Origin of the sequence: Microvirga sp. (genome assembly GCF_014699075.1) — a bacterium.
GTDB lineage: Bacteria > Pseudomonadota > Alphaproteobacteria > Rhizobiales > Beijerinckiaceae > Microvirga.
Window position 1 is genome coordinate 23,023 of sequence record NZ_JACXAB010000035.1, and the last position, 18,349, is coordinate 41,371.

General features: G+C 59.8%; 18 protein-coding genes. 9 read left to right on the forward strand and 9 right to left on the reverse strand.

Features of this window, described 5'->3' with window-relative positions; all coding sequences use genetic code 11:
* The first annotated feature begins 302 nt into the window (after positions 1-302).
* Together IC232_RS24905 and IC232_RS24910 are read left to right on the forward strand one after the other, a co-directional pair.
* Complete coding sequence (locus IC232_RS24905; RefSeq protein ID WP_246812395.1) at positions 303-2,414, forward strand: ATP-binding protein; 2,112 nt, start codon at positions 303-305, stop codon at positions 2,412-2,414.
* Complete coding sequence (locus IC232_RS24910; protein ID WP_190847649.1) at positions 2,411-3,079, forward strand: response regulator transcription factor; 669 nt, start codon at positions 2,411-2,413, stop codon at positions 3,077-3,079. Before IC232_RS24905 ends, IC232_RS24910 begins: the two co-directional genes overlap by 4 nt.
* A gap of 408 nt (positions 3,080-3,487) precedes the next feature.
* Here the strand turns inward: IC232_RS24910 and IC232_RS24915 are convergent, their stop codons facing one another.
* Positions 3,488-3,931 (reverse strand): MgtC/SapB family protein, encoded by a 444-nt coding sequence (locus IC232_RS24915; RefSeq protein WP_190847650.1) that lies wholly within the window; start codon positions 3,929-3,931, stop codon positions 3,488-3,490.
* Positions 3,932-4,434: 503 nt separating this feature from the next.
* Between IC232_RS24915 and IC232_RS24920 the strand changes: the two genes are divergently transcribed.
* Together IC232_RS24920 and IC232_RS24925 are read left to right on the forward strand one after the other, a co-directional pair.
* Positions 4,435-4,926: a DUF6789 family protein gene (locus tag IC232_RS24920; RefSeq protein ID WP_190847651.1), complete on the forward strand. Its 492-nt coding sequence runs from the start codon at positions 4,435-4,437 to the stop codon at positions 4,924-4,926.
* 1,089 nt (positions 4,927-6,015) lie between these two features.
* The gene (locus IC232_RS24925) at positions 6,016-6,561 is read left to right on the forward strand and encodes a LysM peptidoglycan-binding domain-containing protein (RefSeq protein WP_190847652.1); all 546 of its coding nucleotides are present in this window, start codon (positions 6,016-6,018) and stop codon (positions 6,559-6,561) included.
* On the opposite strand, the gene IC232_RS24930 is transcribed toward IC232_RS24925, so the two are convergent.
* From IC232_RS24930 to IC232_RS24945, 4 genes are all read right to left on the reverse strand, one after another.
* Positions 6,532-7,572, reverse strand: a complete 1,041-nt coding sequence (locus tag IC232_RS24930; protein ID WP_190847653.1) for a branched-chain amino acid ABC transporter substrate-binding protein — start codon at positions 7,570-7,572, stop codon at positions 6,532-6,534. The genes IC232_RS24925 and IC232_RS24930 overlap by 30 nt on opposite strands.
* Positions 7,573-8,080: 508 nt before the next feature.
* Positions 8,081-9,028: a CAP domain-containing protein gene (locus IC232_RS24935; RefSeq protein WP_190847654.1), complete on the reverse strand. Its 948-nt coding sequence runs from the start codon at positions 9,026-9,028 to the stop codon at positions 8,081-8,083.
* Positions 9,029-9,590: 562 nt separating this feature from the next.
* The gene (locus IC232_RS24940) at positions 9,591-9,968 is read right to left on the reverse strand and encodes a Crp/Fnr family transcriptional regulator (RefSeq protein WP_190847656.1); all 378 of its coding nucleotides are present in this window, start codon (positions 9,966-9,968) and stop codon (positions 9,591-9,593) included.
* Positions 9,969-10,059: 91 nt separating this feature from the next.
* Entirely contained in the window at positions 10,060-10,281 is a 222-nt protein-coding gene (locus IC232_RS24945; RefSeq protein ID WP_190847658.1) for a hypothetical protein, read from the reverse strand.
* 627 nt (positions 10,282-10,908) lie between these two features.
* Between IC232_RS24945 and IC232_RS33390 the strand changes: the two genes are divergently transcribed.
* On the forward strand, positions 10,909-11,187 hold the full coding sequence (locus IC232_RS33390) for a DUF6894 family protein (protein WP_409564966.1): 279 nt from the start codon (positions 10,909-10,911) through the stop codon (positions 11,185-11,187).
* 88 nt (positions 11,188-11,275) lie between these two features.
* Here IC232_RS33390 and IC232_RS32140 read toward each other — a convergent pair whose 3' ends face one another.
* Positions 11,276-11,533, reverse strand: a complete 258-nt coding sequence (locus tag IC232_RS32140; RefSeq protein ID WP_210335499.1) for a hypothetical protein — start codon at positions 11,531-11,533, stop codon at positions 11,276-11,278.
* 745 nt (positions 11,534-12,278) lie between these two features.
* Between IC232_RS32140 and IC232_RS24960 the strand changes: the two genes are divergently transcribed.
* Positions 12,279-13,853, forward strand: a complete 1,575-nt coding sequence (locus IC232_RS24960; protein ID WP_190847661.1) for a phospholipase D family protein — start codon at positions 12,279-12,281, stop codon at positions 13,851-13,853.
* Between the two features lie 483 nt (positions 13,854-14,336).
* Here the strand turns inward: IC232_RS24960 and IC232_RS24965 are convergent, their stop codons facing one another.
* The 3 genes from IC232_RS24965 to IC232_RS24975 form a co-directional block, all read right to left on the reverse strand.
* Positions 14,337-14,768: a hypothetical protein gene (locus tag IC232_RS24965; protein ID WP_190847663.1), complete on the reverse strand. Its 432-nt coding sequence runs from the start codon at positions 14,766-14,768 to the stop codon at positions 14,337-14,339.
* Between the two features lie 287 nt (positions 14,769-15,055).
* The gene (locus IC232_RS24970; protein ID WP_190847665.1) at positions 15,056-16,093 is read right to left on the reverse strand and encodes an alpha/beta fold hydrolase; all 1,038 of its coding nucleotides are present in this window, start codon (positions 16,091-16,093) and stop codon (positions 15,056-15,058) included.
* Between the two features lie 369 nt (positions 16,094-16,462).
* Positions 16,463-16,906: a hypothetical protein gene (locus IC232_RS24975; RefSeq protein ID WP_190847666.1), complete on the reverse strand. Its 444-nt coding sequence runs from the start codon at positions 16,904-16,906 to the stop codon at positions 16,463-16,465.
* A gap of 447 nt (positions 16,907-17,353) precedes the next feature.
* Here IC232_RS24975 and IC232_RS24980 point away from each other — a divergent pair, with 447 nt between their 5' ends.
* The 3 genes from IC232_RS24980 (at position 17,354) to IC232_RS24990 (ending at position 18,263) form a co-directional block, all read left to right on the forward strand.
* Positions 17,354-17,740 (forward strand): response regulator, encoded by a 387-nt coding sequence (locus IC232_RS24980; protein WP_190847667.1) that lies wholly within the window; start codon positions 17,354-17,356, stop codon positions 17,738-17,740.
* A 110-nt stretch (positions 17,741-17,850) separates the two neighbouring features.
* Positions 17,851-18,027 carry an AI-2E family transporter gene (locus tag IC232_RS33395; RefSeq protein WP_409564967.1) on the forward strand — a complete coding sequence of 59 codons (177 nt, stop codon included), beginning with the start codon at positions 17,851-17,853 and terminating at the stop codon, positions 18,025-18,027.
* A 41-nt stretch (positions 18,028-18,068) separates the two neighbouring features.
* Positions 18,069-18,263 carry a hypothetical protein gene (locus IC232_RS24990; protein WP_190847669.1) on the forward strand — a complete coding sequence of 65 codons (195 nt, stop codon included), beginning with the start codon at positions 18,069-18,071 and terminating at the stop codon, positions 18,261-18,263.
* The last annotated feature ends 86 nt before the right edge of the window (positions 18,264-18,349 follow it).

The following is an 18,349-nucleotide window of genomic DNA, read 5'->3' on the forward strand; positions in this document are numbered from 1 at the left end:
CGTTTGGGCAAACATTTCCGGACTCCTGTCTTAACGGTCAGGTTGTCGTCGGTTTCAGCTCAGGTCACTCGGGAGCAACCGCGAATGGCTGTACTTTTGCGGAAGGGGTCCGGGATTGACAGTCGGGCGATGCGGCAAGGCTGTCAGGTTTTTCCTGACTCACACGTCGGAAATCCCCTTCACGCGTGTAAGGAAGAAAGATGACATCATAGGCAGGATAGGAGACGATTTGGAAAGAAGGCGGTTTGGTGTACCCAGGTCAGCGACACCCGCCCTGGTTGCAGTGCCAGATCAAGGATCGCATGATGCGTCGCAACAACAACCCCGCCGGACCACGGCCGGAGGAGCAGGACCATACGGATCCTTTGAGCCGCCAGCTCAGGTCTTCGCTTGGGCTCAGCCGACGCCCCTTGGTGTCCCTTTTCATTGCTGCCATCATCCCACTCCTGCTGTTCGGGGGGTGGGTCGCCTACATCACTGCAGACCAACAGCGTGAACAGGCGCGGCGACGTGCATTCGAGACGGTCAATCAGGTGGCCGAGCGAATAGCTTCGGAAATGGATGCGCAGCTGCAAGTTGTTGAAACTCTTGCCGCCTCCACGGCGCTCGACGACCCTTCTCTGCAAAGGTTCTATACGGAAGCGCAGCGCGTAAAGGCCACCCATCCTCTTTGGGAAACGATCGAGCTTACTGATCCCTCCGGAACCCAACTGGTCAACCTCCTGCGCCCTCTCGGGGTGAGGCTCGGCCCTACGGCTGACCGGGAAAGCTTTGATGAAGTCATCAAGACCGGTCAATCCGCCATTGGGGGCATCGGCCCTGTCGGGCCAATCTCCGGAAAGCGCTTGGTCGCTATTCGTGCTCCTGTGGTTCGGCAGGGGCAATTAATCTACGTTATCACTGTCTCTTTCATTCCGAACGCGATAAGTGAGATTCTTGCAGGCGCGGGCGTTCCTAACGATTGGGTAGGCGCTGTCGTCGACGCGCGCGGCAATTTCATAGCCAGGACGCTTGCTCAGGAGACAGAGCTTGGGCGTCCCGCCGCCCCCGGTCTCCGGGAGGCGATCCAGCGAGCTCCGGCAGGTTTCTATGTCAGTCCGACGCTAGAAGGCGTCGAAGTGGAGGTAGTCTACCGGACGCTCCCCAAAACTGGCGGATGGTCTGTTCATTTAGGCGTGCCAAGTGATGCGCTGAACACCCCTGTGTTGAGGTCCGTGTACATTCTAGCCGGCGGGGGTGTCGCAAGCTGCTTGCTCGCACTGCTCCTTGCATCCCTTATGGCACGGGATATTGCCCAACGCAGGCAAACTGAGGCGGAGCGTGCTTCCCTTGCGCTCGCCCTGAGTGAGGAGCGCGGGGCCGTTGCCATCGAAGCCGCAGAACTCGGAACTTGGCGTTGGGAGGTCGGTCGCGGCAAGTTCTTTGGTTCGGAGAGGTGCTGGACGATCCTAAATCTACCACCGGGAGACATTTCCGGCCCTGAAGGCTGCGTGCCGGTAGAGCGCTTTCTTGAGGTGATACACGAAGAGGATCGCGACGCTATCCAAGCGGCTGCACACCGATGCCTCGAAGATAGCTCTACAATGAACGTTGAGGTCCGCGTCAGACGGCATGATGGGAGCCTTAACTGGATTAGGGCTACCGGACGTGCCCTTGATGCCTCGGCTGAGGGGCCTCCTGAAATCCACGGCGTGATTGCCGACATAGAGCCTGAAAAGCGAGCTCAGGCCGAGCGGCTCAATCTTCTGCGACGCCTCGCCGAAGCGCAGGAAAACGAGCAGCGTCGCATCGCACGTGAACTCCACGACCAAATCGGCCAAACTGTCACTGGACTCTCCTTAGGCTTGAAAGCTCTTGAACACAAAGTCGACGGAGGTGGTGCTCAGGAACACGTGCGCTGGCTCCAAGCACTAACCTCGGAGATTGGGCGCGACATTCATCGCGCAGCGGCAGACCTGCGGCCGACCTCTCTGGATGACCTCGGCCTCCGTCAAGCCCTGATCGCGTTCACGTCCGATTGGGGCGACCGCTTCGGCATCAAAGTAGACATCCAGTTCGTCGGCGTCGATGATCAGTTGCCGCCTGAAGTCGGAACGGTCGTTTACCGGATCGTTCAGGAAGCATTCACCAACATTCTAAAGCATGCAAGCGCCCGCAACGTTAGCGTGGTGGTCGAGCGTCGATCACAGAGGCTCCGGATGATCATCGAGGACGATGGAGCAGGATTCAAACCTGACACTCCAGCTGAGCTTGCTGCGGGAGGGGGCTGGCGTGACGGGCCGCCCCTGGGCCTGTCCGGTGCCCGCGAGCGCCTGTCTTTGGTGGGTGGTACCTTGGAGATCGAGTCCGCGCCAGGCAAGGGAACAACACTCTTTATCCAAATTCCACTTTCTCACCATGAGCAGAAACCATGACCCAGATCCGAGTTGCTCTTGCGGATGATCATCCTGTCGTTCTTGCTGGAGTGAGAGCACTCCTTCAAGAGGCACCCGAGATCGAGCTCATCGGGGAGGCTTCGAACGGGGTGGCCGCTCTCCAGCTGATATGCGACAAGCGACCCGACGTGGCAGTCATCGACATATCTATGCCGGACCTAAACGGAATTGATTTAGCCAAGCGCGTGGCGTCCTCGTGTCCCGAGGTCAAGTTGCTGGCACTCACGGTTCATGAGGACCGAGCGTACGTCCAGCCTCTCCTGCACGCTGGAGCCAGGGGTTACCTTCTGAAGCGCTCCGCAGCGGAGGATCTCGTACGCGCTATTCGAGCCGTCGCAGCTGGTGGCGTCTACTTGGATCCTGCCGTTGCAGATCGGGCGCTATCTGATGGGCTGCGCAACACCAAAGCAGGATCAGCGCAGTCCGCTAGCTTAGAAACGCTAAGCCAGCGGGAAGCTGATGTGTTGAGACTAACTGCTCAAGGCTATAGCAACAAGGAGGTTGCGACCCGGCTCGAGGTGAGCGTTAAAACAATCGAGACTTACAAGGCGCGTGCCGCCGAGAAGTTAGGATTGCGAACACGCTCCGACATTGTCCGCTATGGTGCGTCGCAAGGCTGGCTTGTAGATCTCGATCGCGACTGAGCAATACGCTTCACACCCGCCGGCGGCCGGTGGAACAACCATCCAAAGGTGTATGCATGGAAGCCAATGCCGGGGTCACACTCGAACGCCTTTAAGAGTCGATCAAGGATTTCCGGTCGATCCTGGCAACCTTGGAAGGCGCGGGAGGGACTGATCTGCCGTTCCCTGTGGACGTGGTGCTCCTGCATGATCAGACGGAGGAATTCGAAGGTGACCGCTTCCGCCAACGCGAGGGATAGCCAGACGGCGCGAGACCACCAGCGCCACGTCACATTCTTAAGTGACCCTCGAATGGAACGGGGCTCAGGACGACCGGGCCCCAAGAGATAATATACGCGCTGGGCGGCATCACCGGCTGGCGCCGAAGGGTTCTACGGCGCCGTGCAGGCATTACTCAGCCTCACCTTGTCACTCGTCTCCTTGCCTCCCCTCCGCCACCGGCTTCAGGATGAGCAAGACTAGCATGTTTGTGATACTTAGGACGATTCCGACATCAGCCCGGCCATAGCCAACCGCCACACCGATAGCGCCGGCGTTCCAGATGCTAGCAGCCGTAACCAAGCCACGCACATCTGTACCCTGCTTCACGATCGCTCCCCCTCCGATGAACCCTATTCCCGTGATGATACCTTGGAGGACGCGGGCTTGGCTCTCGGCATCTGCACTAGGAGCCCATCGGATGATCAGCGCAAACCCGCATGCTGCCATAGCGACAATCGGCAGTGTTCTTAGGCCAATACTCGCCCTCCCCCGACCTCGCTCCCATGCAATTGGAAATGCAAGGGCAAAAGCTAGAGCTACTCGGATGAGGTCAACTTCGATTTGAGCCCAGTCCACATCAATCACGCCCATCTACATCCTCCCGGCTGCAGCCAAATTAGTAATGTTCACCCGAAGTGGTCGGACGGCGCGGCATGAGTATCGCTCAACGCTACCAGCTTCCACGATCCAGTCGCATACCGGCATTCACAGAGTAGCATGTCGAGTGTCCGCGCGACGTTTGCAGGGCAGGCCGTAGGAAGCGTCCGGAGCTGACCTGCTCCCTACGGCAGCGTCGCATTCTAGGGTTCTACCACTGAACCTCACCGTGGCTGGGCCATTGATCATAAGACGGATACTGCACCTCCGGTGAAAGGTGCCGGCAATTGCACCTTGCCTGAACCAAAAGGGGAATGGATGTGCTGACGTCCGAGGTGCGCGGATGAGAGTGATTGTAATGGCACGGAATTCATCATGCTCCTAGATGAAGCCGATATCGGTACTGGTCCGTACAGAACAGCAAATTCGATGAAGTAGAACTTCGACGTAAGTGATGTAATATGTCTCGCCAAGTCCTGAGCCCCAGTGCAGAGGAATTGGGTGCCCTGCCCAAATCGGGCTTTCAAGCTCTCACCAGAGCAAGCAGAGAGTTCTCGGGTCGTATGATTAATATCGCTAAAGGCATCATCTCGGGGCTGGCAGCGTCGGCTGCTGTAGCCGGAGCTGTGTTCTTGGCGGCAGCTGTCGACCTCATGAATGTTGCTGACCCGATGCAGGCTGTGAGCGGAGTCACGATGACCCCGGTTGGGCTCAGCTGGGTTCTGCACTTCGGCTTCGGGACATTTATATGTGGAGCCCTGTTTGCGCTCCTGAGCCCCTTTCTACCCGGACCGTTCTGGATCAAAGGGGCTGTGTTTGGTGCGCTCGCATGGCTCCTCATCATTGCCTCAATCCCAGCGGTGGATCATGTGGCTACGCCGCAGATCAACCTGGGATCGATCCTTCTCCACCTGCTGTTCGGAGCTGTAGCCGGGCTGATTTACGGTAACTTGGTCGAAGAGAGTCGGAGGCCGCGCAGCCGGGCCTAAACCGCGAAAGTTTATAAGTTCTCATTCCTGTCCCGCGACATTTTAATGGTAGTGACAGGAACGTTCACTGATGACGAAGTGCGATTGGGGTGCGACATCGCGATGGGATATTAACTGCCTTGGCAGGGAAAGCAGACCGGGAGCTAGCGTCCCCGCTACTGCTCAAGGAGGATAACCCGAGTTGCCTTCACAGCTCTTGAGTTCGGAAAATGTGTCGACTTGTGGCGAGTTAACCAACGTTACGCGTTCGGCTACGCCGTGCCCGTTTGCGCAGTGTCCATGTCATTCGGCTCCAGCGAGACCTGATCCCAACGACCGTGCTGCTCGGCCGCGCTGCGGCCGCGCTCCATGCGCTCCAGCTCACGCAGTACCCATCGCTTGGCTCTGAGCTCCCGTTTCATAACTTGCACCTTCAATGCTGCCGTTCTGTTAGTTAATTCGCCAGGGCAAGGCGTGGGTTCCCGCAGGCGGTACATGGATCGCTGCTTCAGTACGATCGCGGACTGAGATCTGCCGCCTGGTGGATGAAACTTAAGCCATCAACGAGCACCTCTTGGAGGAGCACGGACAGATCCTGTTCCGGAGCGGAGGTAATTTGCCGATGGCAGCTTACAGCACCAAGTTTCGCGCTTGGCCGAGTGGCGGAGCAGTGGCCCTGTGCATAGAATTCGGGGACGGTGCACAGGTGACCATGGAGCTCGGACTAGCTGAAGTGGAGGACCTCCTCAAGGTAATCGATCAAGCTTTGGGGCCTGACAACAACAACGAAGAGCCGGGTGTCGCTCCAGAATGCTAGCTCGCTGGTTACGGGCCGATGGAAGGCACCCTCTGCCAAATGTGATGAAGCCATTTGCCGGAAGTTCGGCTAAAGCCTTTTCTTACTGATAGTTGTGAGCGCCTGCAACCCCGATTGAGACTACAAACAGCTGATCGGTGTGCAGCAGGAACTGTCGCCCTGAGGCGCTTGGAACCGTAGCGTCACCCGACCGTTCGCCCCTCATGGATGTGTGGAGAGATGTCGTCTTCAGAGCGATGAGACCCTTGACTCGGCTCGGGGGGTGCCTTTCGCTTGCCCTCGGAGTCATGTTGATGAGTTCCGCAGCCCAGGCGCGTGGGCCGGACAAGTGTGACTCAGCGGTCTTGGTTTCTCGCGGCGATACCTTGTCGTCCCTCGCACGACGCTGCGGTACAACGGTGTCCGCTCTGATGGGGGCCAACCCGCACATCCGCGATCCTGACCTCCTTCAAGTCGGCACTGCACTCAGTCTTGCGCAGGATATCGAGGACAAGGACTTTGCCGAACCCGTTGTGGGCGCGATTGCTCATTCCATCGCCATCGAGCCGTCCACGCTGACGCCCGGTGCACCGGTCATGGTCAGGGCGTCGAGTCTCCCCCCTGGAGCCCGCGTCTGGATCAAGGGTGGCAACAGCCGCTCACCGAAGCACCACCTTGTCCTGCAAGGTGCACGAGTGGATACCTACGGGAACCTCAGCGTTACCCTACGTGTGCCGAAATGGCTGAAGGTCGGGGATAGCGGCTTCACTCTCTCGGTAGAGGTGCCATACACAGGTCTTACACTCTCATCCGATGTCCTTCAAGTTAAGTCACGGTACGCGACGGATGATGTCCGCTGATGTTACGACGGGACTAGGCGTTGGTTGGTCTGAAGCAATTGAGGTGCTGTTCGCCATGTCTATGCCTGCAGCGAGGGCTTGGATCGTAGCATAGGAGAACAGCGTGAAACCCTCCGGCGCGAAGCCAGCCTGTCGGAACTGCTCCAGTGCCTTTCGGGCGGCCTCACTGTCGCGATTATCAGACGGGAAGGTGAAGATGGTCCCCTCGCCGGCAGGACCTGCGACGGATGTGAACTCCGGCGTGGCTATGCTATCCCCGGTGATCAGCTGAAACTTGTAGTTCTGGTCAGCAGCCTGGCGTTTCATCAAACCGGCCTCGGTATGATACCCGCCGAAGTAAACAACATCGACACCCTCCGCCTTCAGGCGATTGATCACGGCCCTGTAGTCCTTCTCGCCGGGATTGATGCCCTCATAGAGCACTTCCTGGACGCCTGCTTTGTTGAGCGAAGCTTTCACGACGTCAGCTAGCCCCTTTCCGTAAGCACTCTTGTCGTGAAGAATCGCGATCTTCCGGGATCCAAACTTGTCCTTGATCCAGGGACCAATGAACTTTCCTTGAGCATCATCACGACCGTACAAGCGCATGATCGTGATCCGGCCTTTTCCTGCGGCATCATCCGTCAACTTGGGGGCGCTGGAAGCCGGGCTCATCATGAGCACGCCAGATTCCGCGTAAACCTCGGCAGCAGGAATCGATGATCCGGAACAGGCATGGCCATCGACGAACTTGATACCCTCGGAGACAATCCGGTTAGCAACCGCCACCGCCTGCTTCGGCTCGCAGGCATCATCGAAAATGGCGATTCTGATGGTCTTGCCATCGACGCCACCATTCGCATTGATGGCCTCGGCTGCAAGCTCGGCACCGCGCTTGATCTGTTCACCGATAGTGGCGACTGGCCCAGTCATCGGCCCCGCAACCGCGATCGTAACATCGTCAGCTCTTGAATCTCCGGTCGCAGCTAAGAGCGCCATGATGGAGAGGCATAACCGTAATCCTGGTACCATTGCAAACTCCTTTCGCTTTGACGACCTTCAAAGCCGCTATGTCATGGATCCTGCCGTTCAGCGCCTGATTTCGAATGAAAGGAGGCGCTAAACGCACCCATACTATAGAAGCGCGTGAAAGACAGGAGCGGCGCTGTTGATTGGTCGTTTCGAAGTGAGGCCTGAAGCGGACAGAAATTCGGATCTCGGATTTGCATCGGATCTGGCAGCAGCCCTTCGGTAACGCGGTTCGACATTGGATGGCCACCGAACTTGAACGCACTGTGGCAGCCTGGATGAGGCGGAGCTTCCCTATGGCAAGTTCGCCATTTCAAGCCCACTTGAATGATTGTGATCTCGCTCGGTCGCGTGCCTTCTACCGTGGTGTCGTCGGCCCTGAGCTGGCTTATGTCCCCGTTGAGCAGTCAGTTGCATTCTTCTGGGCTGGTGGGTGTGGCAACACCTGCCCGGGGTGTGGGCGGAGACCTCGTCGTCCGATGTCGTGCGAGACCTGCTCATCTGTAAAGTGCTAGCGCCGCTGGCCGAGTACGGCGGAGGCCGTCTTGAGGCCATGGCCACTCGCCTGCAGCGAAAACCCGAAATGGGTGAGATCCTCATCCAGAAGCCGGCTTCTGTAACTCGGATCCTCAAGCCATTGCGTCACGAAGGATCGGATATCGGCCGAGCTCGGCTGCGCTCCGCATCCTCCGCACCGCCCCATGATCGCTGCGAGCGACCGCCAATCTTGAAATGTGCTTGATGGCAGGGCCCGTGATAAATCGCCCTGGAGGTCGATCGCGGCAGTAGGCTGGCTGTCTTTCGGCAAGAGATTTGACGAGGCGCGGATCAGTGCCGGGGCGGCCTTCAAGGGTGCGTGGTTCCTCGCACGCCGCTCCTTATTGATTCGCTGGAGCGCCAAGGCGGTCTGCTCGTCCGACCCTGTGACCAGGTCTGCTTCGTCCGGCTGACCTCCCCGGGGGGTGCCAGCTCCTGCAAAAGTCTGCACAGCATAGAGTGTTTGATCCGGGCCCACGACGATGCCGAAGCCGAAGCGGTCCAGACCTCGTCTCAAGATGTTTTCCCGATGGGGCGGGCTGTTCATCCAGCCTTGATGCAGCTCCTCTATTCTTTGCTCCGTCGGGGGTGCAGGACAGCCCTGACAGCGTGCAATGTTTTCCGCCGTGACCTGCCAGCGGCTGCCACCCGCCTCAAGATAGCGATCTGCGACCGTATCGCCTTCCGGCGAGGTATGAGCATAATAGCCTCGCCGCAGCATGTCCTCGGCATGGGATTGAGCTGCGGAATTCAAAGGTGAGCCTAGTGACAAGGACTCTAATCCGTGTTCTCGACGCTCATCATTGACGAGTTCAAGGGCCTTCTGGCGGAGCTGATCCAGATCACCTGTTTCGGCGGCAGACACCGGATTATGAAAGGATATTGAAGCCAAAAGGATGGTGACAGCAAGGGAGCGGATCATATGCACCTTCCAGAGATGCTGTTGAATTCGAGATTGCGACGTCTGTCTTTTGCCCTTGTGCGCCTTGCACCCGCGAAGCACCGGAATTCGGTTGCCGGGTTAGCCGCTCTGCTCAAGCAGGCAGTGGCCATGCCAGAATAGTAGGTTACGAACTCGGATCTACGGCATAGAACGAGATCTAGTCCGACACTGCCCGACATGTCGGTCCTACCCTTTACATGGACTTGGAGCCAAGACATGTAGCGGAGCAATCATAATCTCCTCACCGTCAGAGTTGTGCAAGCACAAGAGCCCACAAGGTTACAATGGCCAGTGACGATAAGGTCAGGACAATGGTCAAAGCGCTTGGAAAACTCATTCTGGTGGTTCCAGTTGATCAACCTACCCTCGCCTGGTGAAATGGGGCTGTTCTCGGTACAGTTCCGCACGATGGTACGGTTTCGTACCGCTTAAGCAGCATCCAAGGAGGCAAGCCGAGCGTAAGATGGGTAGCTAGGTGGTGTAGCTGAGTGGTGGCTAGGTAAATTGTAGTCTTTGGCCCAGCTGCCTAAGCAGGTAGTGTTTACTGAAAAGCACCCTTGAGCACGCCATAGCAGTAGCAGGTCAGGCTCTCTAGCTTGGGACGATCCAGGATGCTGATCTGACGCGGCCCCACGCGAATGGCTCCGGTCTGGTCCAGTTCATGAAGCACCACCGTGATGCTGGCGCGTCGTACTCCCAGGATCTTGGCTATGGCTTCGTGCGTGAGAGCGAGGCCGGGCGCCTCCAGACGATCATGAGCCATGAGCAGGCAGCGTGCGACGCGGCCTGTTAAGGGATGACGCACATTACACGCGCTCACCGGGGCCGCCTGAACCAGAATGGTGTAGATGTAGCGCAGCAGCAGTGGGCGAAGCTCCGGGAGGGCTTCCATAGCTTGGGTCAGGTCAACCGAACTCATGGCCCAGGCACTACCCGCCACCTGCACAACGCGCTGGTGCGGCGAGGCTGGTACTCCGAGCGCAACAGGTATGCCGACGAACCCCTCCGAACTAACCTCGGCCTTCGGCGATGTGGTTCTTCTGGTCCGTAGGAACAGCCACGGACACCAGCCCGGTTTCGATGAAGTAGACCTGCTGGACAGGAAGCCGCGCATGGTGGAGAACACGCCTGGGCTTGAGCACATCAGGTTTCAGCTGCGGCGTCAGGTGATGGAAGCTTGCCGGAGATAACGACCGCAACAGCTTGTTCTGAGGCAGAGCTTGCGACGTCATGGCCGCCTCCACTGTGCTGTTTGGTGCCATAGGCAGCAGAGGCTGGCTTCTCCGCTGGATCAGCCTACTCCCTTCCTGAGAACCCGTCTGCATAGATGTTTGCATTCATCTCAGTTTGGGAGTTCAGCCAAGATGGTATTTAGATGGACGAGCCGGGCAGCCGCTGCTCGTAGGCTTCCAGACGATCCAGCAACACTCGCAGGCTGCCTCTTCGAGACCTTAGCGGTCGAGAACCGTGATGACCCCACGGCAGTGCCATTCTCAAGCCAACTCACTGTCGAGACCACGCCCTCCTCAGGAAAGGAAGCGTTTGTGATTTCCTGATCCGCATCGGCCAGCACCTGTCCCTGACGCAAGCTGATGCTGTGGAATTGCGGGCGCAGTTTCTCCCGATTTCCGGAGGGATCACGCGCAGGATTTGGTTGCTTGGCCCTGTCTCTGGCATCATTCGACAATGGAGCAGATCTGGTACAGGTTCAATTGATGAGCAAGGGGCAAGGATATGCACCAGTTAATAGTGGCGGCGCTGGAGAAAGCCATCTCTTCCGGTCACCACCCGTACACGTGCATGGGACGGAGACACGGGCACTGCGTTCTGTTCGAGAACTCCATTACAGGCCCTTATAGATGCCATGTTATTTCTTACATGTCCGAGACGGTGGCCATCTGACCAAGGACAAGGAAGGGGAGGATTTCCTCAACTTAGCAGAGGCTTGCGCCGAAGCCTTGGAAACAGCCCGTGAGATGTGGGCTGAGGCCCTCCAGGAGGGAAGTGGTCGCGACTATCTCGATGCCATCATCATCATCGCCGACGCGAAAGGTCGCGAACTGACGACCATCTCCTTCATTGAGGCCTTGCCTCCACGGCTGCACTCAAAGCTTGCACCGGCCTATGCGGTCAATTGAGCTGCAACATCCGGTCCGCCATGGTGCTTAGACAGCGCGGCCTTGGAGGCGGCTAAGCCGGCGGCCAGAGTGTGGACGTAATCGGCTTTCAGGGCTTGTCCACCGACGCCCCAGTCACCGCTCTCCACTTCGTTGATAGTGACCCACGCCACACCGTGAAGTTTTCACCTTCGATGGAGACCATGGCCTCGGCGACCTTCTCAATCACCTCTTGTTTCATCTCTGGCGTGAACACGCCCTTGATTGTGTGAGCCGGCACGAGAGGGATGACTTTCTCCTTGTTTACAATCGCTTCGATTGAGACTGCGGACAAACGACAGGTGGCCGTCGCTGGGCTGGTGATCACGTCAGGTCACGTCCGGCATCTGCACCATGCCGATATTCCTGGCAACGGCGGATTCTGCCACACACCTTTTCCGTGGATGTACTGCTGTAGGAGACTGGTGCAGCCGCGCGGCATTAGATGCCCGGAGAGTTCCAACTCGGAGGCGGTGGCGGTTGCATGATGCTCCGCGGCGCCTTCCATCCCAGCTGCAGTTTGCAATGCGGAGGCCACATCAGCTGGGCCGGGAATCGGTGTCCGTGGCTATTGCTCTCCCAGGCATTCAAGCCAATCCGGGCAGCAGGGCTGATACGCCACGATGCGATAGACACGAGGAAGGAAAGACTCTGAGATCCAGGCGGGGTTCGGCGCGAATGGCACGATAATAGGAGCAAGCCTGCGTCTCCAAATGTGGACGGTCGCAGATTGTGATCTGCCTGCACTCACGGGAGATGGCGCCTTTCTGTGCCAGCTCGAGCAGGGCCTCCCCGCCGGGCGGGTTGAGGACCAGAGAGGAACTCTGGCGGAGGCGATCTGTTCTGCTCCCGTCCGCTGCGGCAGCTTCGCTCCAACATAGTGCCGGATTAGGTTCTATCAGGGTTCGTCAGGATGCAAACGATGTCTCTCATGTGTCCATCTTCTAGCCGGGCCCCGCTCCCACACCGGAGGTCGACTCCATGAACCCCAGCATCCCAGTAATCCGGCATTCCTGCCATGCGATGCTTGGCCGTCTATTGCCCGGCCCGATGTCAGCGCGGTTGTGTTTGCTATGCTCAGGCTGACGGCATTTTGGGCAATCCGTCTCCTGGCCGGGATCTTCGCCATTGGGGTGCTCGTGGCCCTCGCGGAGCGGCGTTTCAGGCAAGTGCGTCGGCAACTCCTCAGCCGTGATGACGAGTTCCGGCCCGAGCGGCCCCTGCGCCCCTCACCTCTGGCTGAGGCGGCACAGCGCGGGTCAGGTGCGAACGGAGGCCATAGTGGCCACCGCCTCCTCGCCGAGGGTCCCAGGGCGCTCGCGACGCGGCTCGCGCTCGTGCAATCTTCGGCCAACACCCTCGACCTGCAGTACTATGCCTGGTACGACGATCTGGCCGGCCGCCTCATGGCGCGGGCGGTGCTGCAGGCGGCCGGGCGGGGTGTGCGCGTGCGCATTTTGCTTGATGATCTGCATGCCCACTCGACCAAGAGGCTCGTGCGCGCGCTTGCGGTCCATCCGCAGGTCACGGTACGGGTCTACAACCCGTCGGTGACGCGCCGCGCCTATTTCTTGAATTGGCTGTTTTCCTTCTCCCGCCTGAACCGGCGCATGCACAACAAGGCACTGGTGGCGGATGGCAGCGCCGCGATCGTTGGCGGGCGCAACATCGGCGATGTCTATTTCGGCTTAGCGGCCAACATGAACTTCCGCGATCTCGACGTGCTGACCATCGGGCCGGCGGCGCAGGCAGTGGAGGCGTCATTCGAGCGGTTCTGGGCCAGCGAGTTCGCCATGCCATCAGCGGCATTCGGCGTGGAGGAGCATGGGAAGGAGGCTGAGGTCGAGAGCATCCTGACCCGATTGGACTGTAGCATCAGAGACAGTCTGCGCCGGCGCGGCTTGGCCGGAAGGCCACGGGACGGCATCGACGGGGTGCTTGCCGAACTGGTTCCCGACTTGGGCTCGCTTCTGTCCGACCTGATCTGGGCGCCGGCGACCGTGCTGGACGATGCACCAGGAGGAGATGCAAAAGCGGGCAGGCTCCAACAATCTCTCTGGGATACCCTCCGCGACATCCGCGGCTCGCTAGATATCGAGAGCGGCTACCTCATCCCTGACGAGGAGGATCTGGCGCGCTTCCGGCTATTGACCGCGCGCGGGGTGGCGGTTCGGGTCGTGACCAACTCCTTGGGTACCAATGACGTCCTGCCAGCCCAGATCGCCTACGCCCGCCACCGCCGCAGCCTGATCGCAGCCGGCATCGAGCTGCACGAACTGCAACCGGACGCCAGGGTCCGCCGTGCCCTGTCCCTTCTGGGGAGCTCAGGCGGCGCCGGCCTGCACGCGAAGATCATGCTTGCCGACGGACATCTGGCGGTGATCGGCTCCTACAATCTCGACCCGCGTTCGGCGGAGTATAACACGGAACTGGTGCTGCTGATCGAGGGAGAAACCTTCGCTCGGGAGCTTGCTGCAATCATGAGGCAGGTGCGGTCGCCGTCCGAAAGCTACCGCGTCGAGCTGCGCCGGGACCGACTGGTGTGGATCGGCGATGGCGCCGCGCTGACCCGGGAGCCGGGAGTCACGCTGCCGGCGCGGCTGCTCGCGGTATGCATGCGCATTCTCCCGGTCGAATGGCTGCTGTAGGCAACTGCACCTTTCAATCGGCAGGGAGGGCTTCACTTGCCGTCAGGCCGGACCCCTTACGGACAAGGGTGGTGCCGTTTATCCTAGCCGAAAATAGCTCCCGATTCGCGGGTCGTAGGAGCGGAAACGGCTCTCGCAAGACGCGATGGCACTGGCGCTATTGTTCGCTGCGGCTGCTCCGACAATACGCGACGATCTCGGCGCGGCCAGGCTCGGCAACTGGAGGGCGCCCGGCATGCGGCCAGGCGCCCTTTCGCGGATTCAGCGGGTCGAGATTGTCGCCTCCGGTCTGCCGAACCTCTACTCCAGAATCTTCAAATTCGTTGAGGACGGCAATCCTTCTTGCCTCGAGGCTGGAAAAGGCGGGTCTGCAAACTGCGGTTCCGGCACTTGGTCCGCCATCGGACAGCAATGTCGTGCTTTTTGCTGCATTTTTCCTGCCGGTCCGGGATATCCGCAGCCCGCCTCCGCTTTGTGGTGGGCTTAGACGTCCCAGAAGCCGCCGTCGCCGATATCGTCGCCGATGTCGCCGAACTCGGGCTCCTCAATGATCTTGTCGCCATCGCTGTCGTAGGAGGCGTAGACGCCATTGTAGAACTCGTCGTTCGACAGCCTGTTGTCGTCATTCACATCCCACTCGCCGAACGCGTTGTCGCCGAAGCGGGTGTTAAATGCCGTGGCATCGTCTCCAAGGCCGGTTTCAAACTCGCTTTCTGTCAAACCCAGGTCGTCGTTTTCATCCCATGCGTTGAAGACACCAACCTCTTCAAAGTTCGTCCGAAACTCCTCACTCGTCAGCCGGGCATCTGCATTCACATCCCACTCGCCGAATTCCGCAGCGCTCGCGGGGGCCGCGAACAGCATCAGACCAAGAGCGCATGCTCCAAGACGAGAGACATTGTTGAACAGTTTCATGGCGTAATCTCCTTTGCTGTGTAGGGGCTGAGCTCCGTGGCGCGGGCATCATTACCTCACACCACTCAGCGCCTTAAGATTTAACCGGTCATTCCCCTGCTGGTTCGAATTTTGTACTGTACAATGGCGTACAACATTCGGTATCGAATGATCAATTTGGACAGTTTACTTAAATAATGCTTCAGATAAACGGTTGGTGCCCACTTTATACTATCACGATCTCTGATCGGAACCGGATGGGTTCAGTCGTCCTCTCGTTCGTTGATTGCCCTCTCTGACCAGACGCGTCAGCAGCCATCATCGGACCGGGTCTGCCCTCCGGATCCTCCGGCAGGAGGCATGGTGGTATCGTGCCCCATGCTCATGGAGATGGCAGCCGGCCAGCGTGTAAGGCGCTTGACCGCGCTGACCACAGCCTCGGGCCGAACATGGTGGGCCATGTGACCGACCCCCGGCAGCTCGACGAGCTCAGCATGCGGAAGGTCGTGCCAGAGCCGCTTCGTCTGGTGCTCGGGATCGACCACCTTGTCGCCTGTTCCGGTGATCAGGACCGATGGAATGCTCACCTGCCGGTAGTGCGGGCACAGGGCCGCGGCGGTGGCGCCAAGGTATTCCATATCGAGGGCCGCCGCCCTGCGATGGGCGGGACGGCAGCAGAGCGACACAGGAAACGCCTCAAAACGCTTTGGAACGGGACTCGGCGCAAACAGGAACCGGATCACCGCAGGGGCAATCAGCCGCGCCAGCGGCGGGAGCACTGTGTGGCGCAGAAGAAAGCCCACGCCTGGTGCCGCGGCAATGGAGACAGCCTGGGCCAGCGGTCGCTCGACCGGGTAGTAGAAGCCGGAAACCAGCACCAAGCCTGACGCCCGGGCCGGATATGTCAGGGCATGCGATAGGGCGACGAGCGTTCCCCAGGAGTGCCCGACCAGGATGGGCCGTTCGACGCCGAGTTCATCTAGCACGTCGTCGAGCCATCCAGCCTGCTCCTCCGGGGTTTTGAGATCCCGCGCGGGCTGGCTGCTGTAGCCGTAGCCGGGCCGGTCAAGGGCGATCACCCGGTGGGAACCGGCGAGCGCATGGCACACCCCGGCAACCATGAAGTCCTCAAGCAGCCCGCCTGCCCCATGGAGGAGAACGATCGGTTGTCCCTGTCCGAATTCGCGGACACGCAGGTGACCGCTTCGGGTCCGGACGAAGGAGCCGACGGGCGGATGAGCCTGTACTGCAGCCCAGGTCTGCAGGCGCGTGATCAATGCGCTCCCGCCCAAGGCGGCGATGGCCCAAAGGCCGGTTCGCTTATCGTTGTTTTTGGTTTTGGGCATTGATCTGTTCCCACTCGTGCGTGTCGCAGTGCTGCTCCGCAGAGCTGGATGCAAATCCGCCAACATAGTTGCTCTCCGGGCGGGGTCGCCGCGCTCAGGGCAGATGCTGGCTGTCAAGGCTGCGTCGGCGGGGTGGCAGGCGGAACGGCCCCTGTTGCCAGGGAAGCAACGGAAGGCCCCACGGACCCAAGCCAAGGCGACTAGGATGATTAGGCCAACTACGAAGAAGAACAGCCCGCCGACGCCCCGGCTCATGCCAACCGACGGTGGTACAAGACATTGGTGCAGGCGCCCACGTCCTTTTCGCTGTCATCCTCATCTCGGTGGAAGGTCAGGGAAGTTCCCTTCCTCAGTAACTGGCACCATCCCTCATTTGTCCCCTCGGCGGAGGCTGCGGGGTCTGGTGCGGGTCGCCGCCCGCGCCAAGACAGGATTTCGGACACGGGATCGTGCGCCCACCGTAATGATGTCTGCCGCAAGCGGGAGCGCCGCGAGAGCCAACCACACCAGCACTGCAAAATCGAACATGGTCTCCTCCATGATGTGCCCACCGCGGTTGCCCGGTCCGGCAGGTTGATGACTGTCTCTGTGGCCAATGCTCCGGAACGACGTCAGTTCTGGTGATGCCACAAGGGCCGGACTGTTTTCGGGTACGGCAGCAGACGGTCCCTCAGGCAGGGGCGCACCGGCTGGCAGTCTGGCCGCACCCATCGCCTGCGCGAGCGCTGTGCCCGGAACGGCGGCCGTGGCGAGCACCGCAGCGGCAATCGTAAGAGGATGCGGCTGTAGCCTGAAAAGAGGATCAGCGGGCATGGGAGCTGTCCTCGTGTGAAACGAACAAGTCCGGCACAATCATGGTGTGCAGGCCAAGGCATCGACGCAATATGTATCCAGTAGTGCAGGAATGCTTGCGGACCCAAAAAGAACCCGGCGCACACGAGGTGGCCGGGTATTTGAGAGACAGTCTCGAAAGTCGCGGACCCGATCCGATCGCACCTACGTGTGTCCCTTCCATACTTGGTGGCTAGACTGCGGAAGGTCTCTTTACTGGTGGTCATTCCCCTCCTCGAATCTGTCCGGCAGTGGAGGCTCTTGAAGGGCGCGCCACTTGGTGCATTCGCATGTGACCCACAGGCTGAGGCACGTGCGCGCATTTTGTGTCCGCAACTGTTCCGAGGCTCTTGGGCCGGCAGGAACCGGCATCACGGACGACACCTTACCGATCAGACACCTTACCGATCAGTTGCGTAGGAGCAATCCATGGCCGCGCATGACACAGGGAAAAGAACAACTGTTCTGCTGGTGGAGAGCGAGCCGGCGGTTCGCTTAAGTGTGGCCGCCTCCTTGGCCAGGGCTGGCTTTGCGGTGATCGAAGCTGAGAGCCTGGATGAGGCGTGGAGCACCCTTGAGGCTCGGCTCGACGTAGGGGTTCTACTGGCCGACCTCGACCAAGGGCCGGGCGGCTTGGATCTCGCCTGGAAGGCACACGACCGGTGGCCCTCGCTTGGGCTGGTGATTACGTCGGGTCATGTCCGGCATCTACGCCCTGCCGACGTTCCCGGTAACGGCTGTTTTCTGCCACGTCCCCTTCCGGTGGAAGTGCTGCTGCAGGAAATCGGCGAGGCGGCGCGGCATTCGATACACTGAGAGGTCCCGATCCGCATGAAACTCATCCTGCGCGGGCCCTCAAACGGTTGGACCGAACGCGGCGCGGATGATCCGGTAGCAGGAGCAGGCCCGGTCCTCAGCTGCGGCGGATGTGCGTCATAGGCGTGCTAGCAGGGCTGGGAACCTGGCTGATCGGCCTTCCAGTTCCCTCGGCGCTCGGAATGTTCGCGGGTGTCACCGAGTTCATCCCGATCGATGGGCCGATCGTGGGAGCCATCCCGGCCCTGCAGCTTGCTGCAACACAAGGCACCAGCACATTCTTATGACCCTGGGCCACTTCGTTGCCATCCAGTAGTTGGAGCCGAACGTGATCACGCCGATCATCGAACGGCGCATGGTGCGGATCCCGCCCGCCCTGATCCTGTTCGCGGTGTTTGGGCTCCTGTTCGGGGCGCTCGGGGTGATCATCCGGGCGCCGCTGACCGTCGTCCTCTACGTGCTCGTGAAGAAGCTCTACACGCGCCAAGCCCTCGGCGAGCGCACGAAGCTGCCCGTCGACTGAGCGCCGGGAGCAAGCTTGCGGCGGACCCGGATTCCTATGCCGCCGGGTGACAGGGTTCGACCGCTATGTCCTTTGAGAGGGGACGA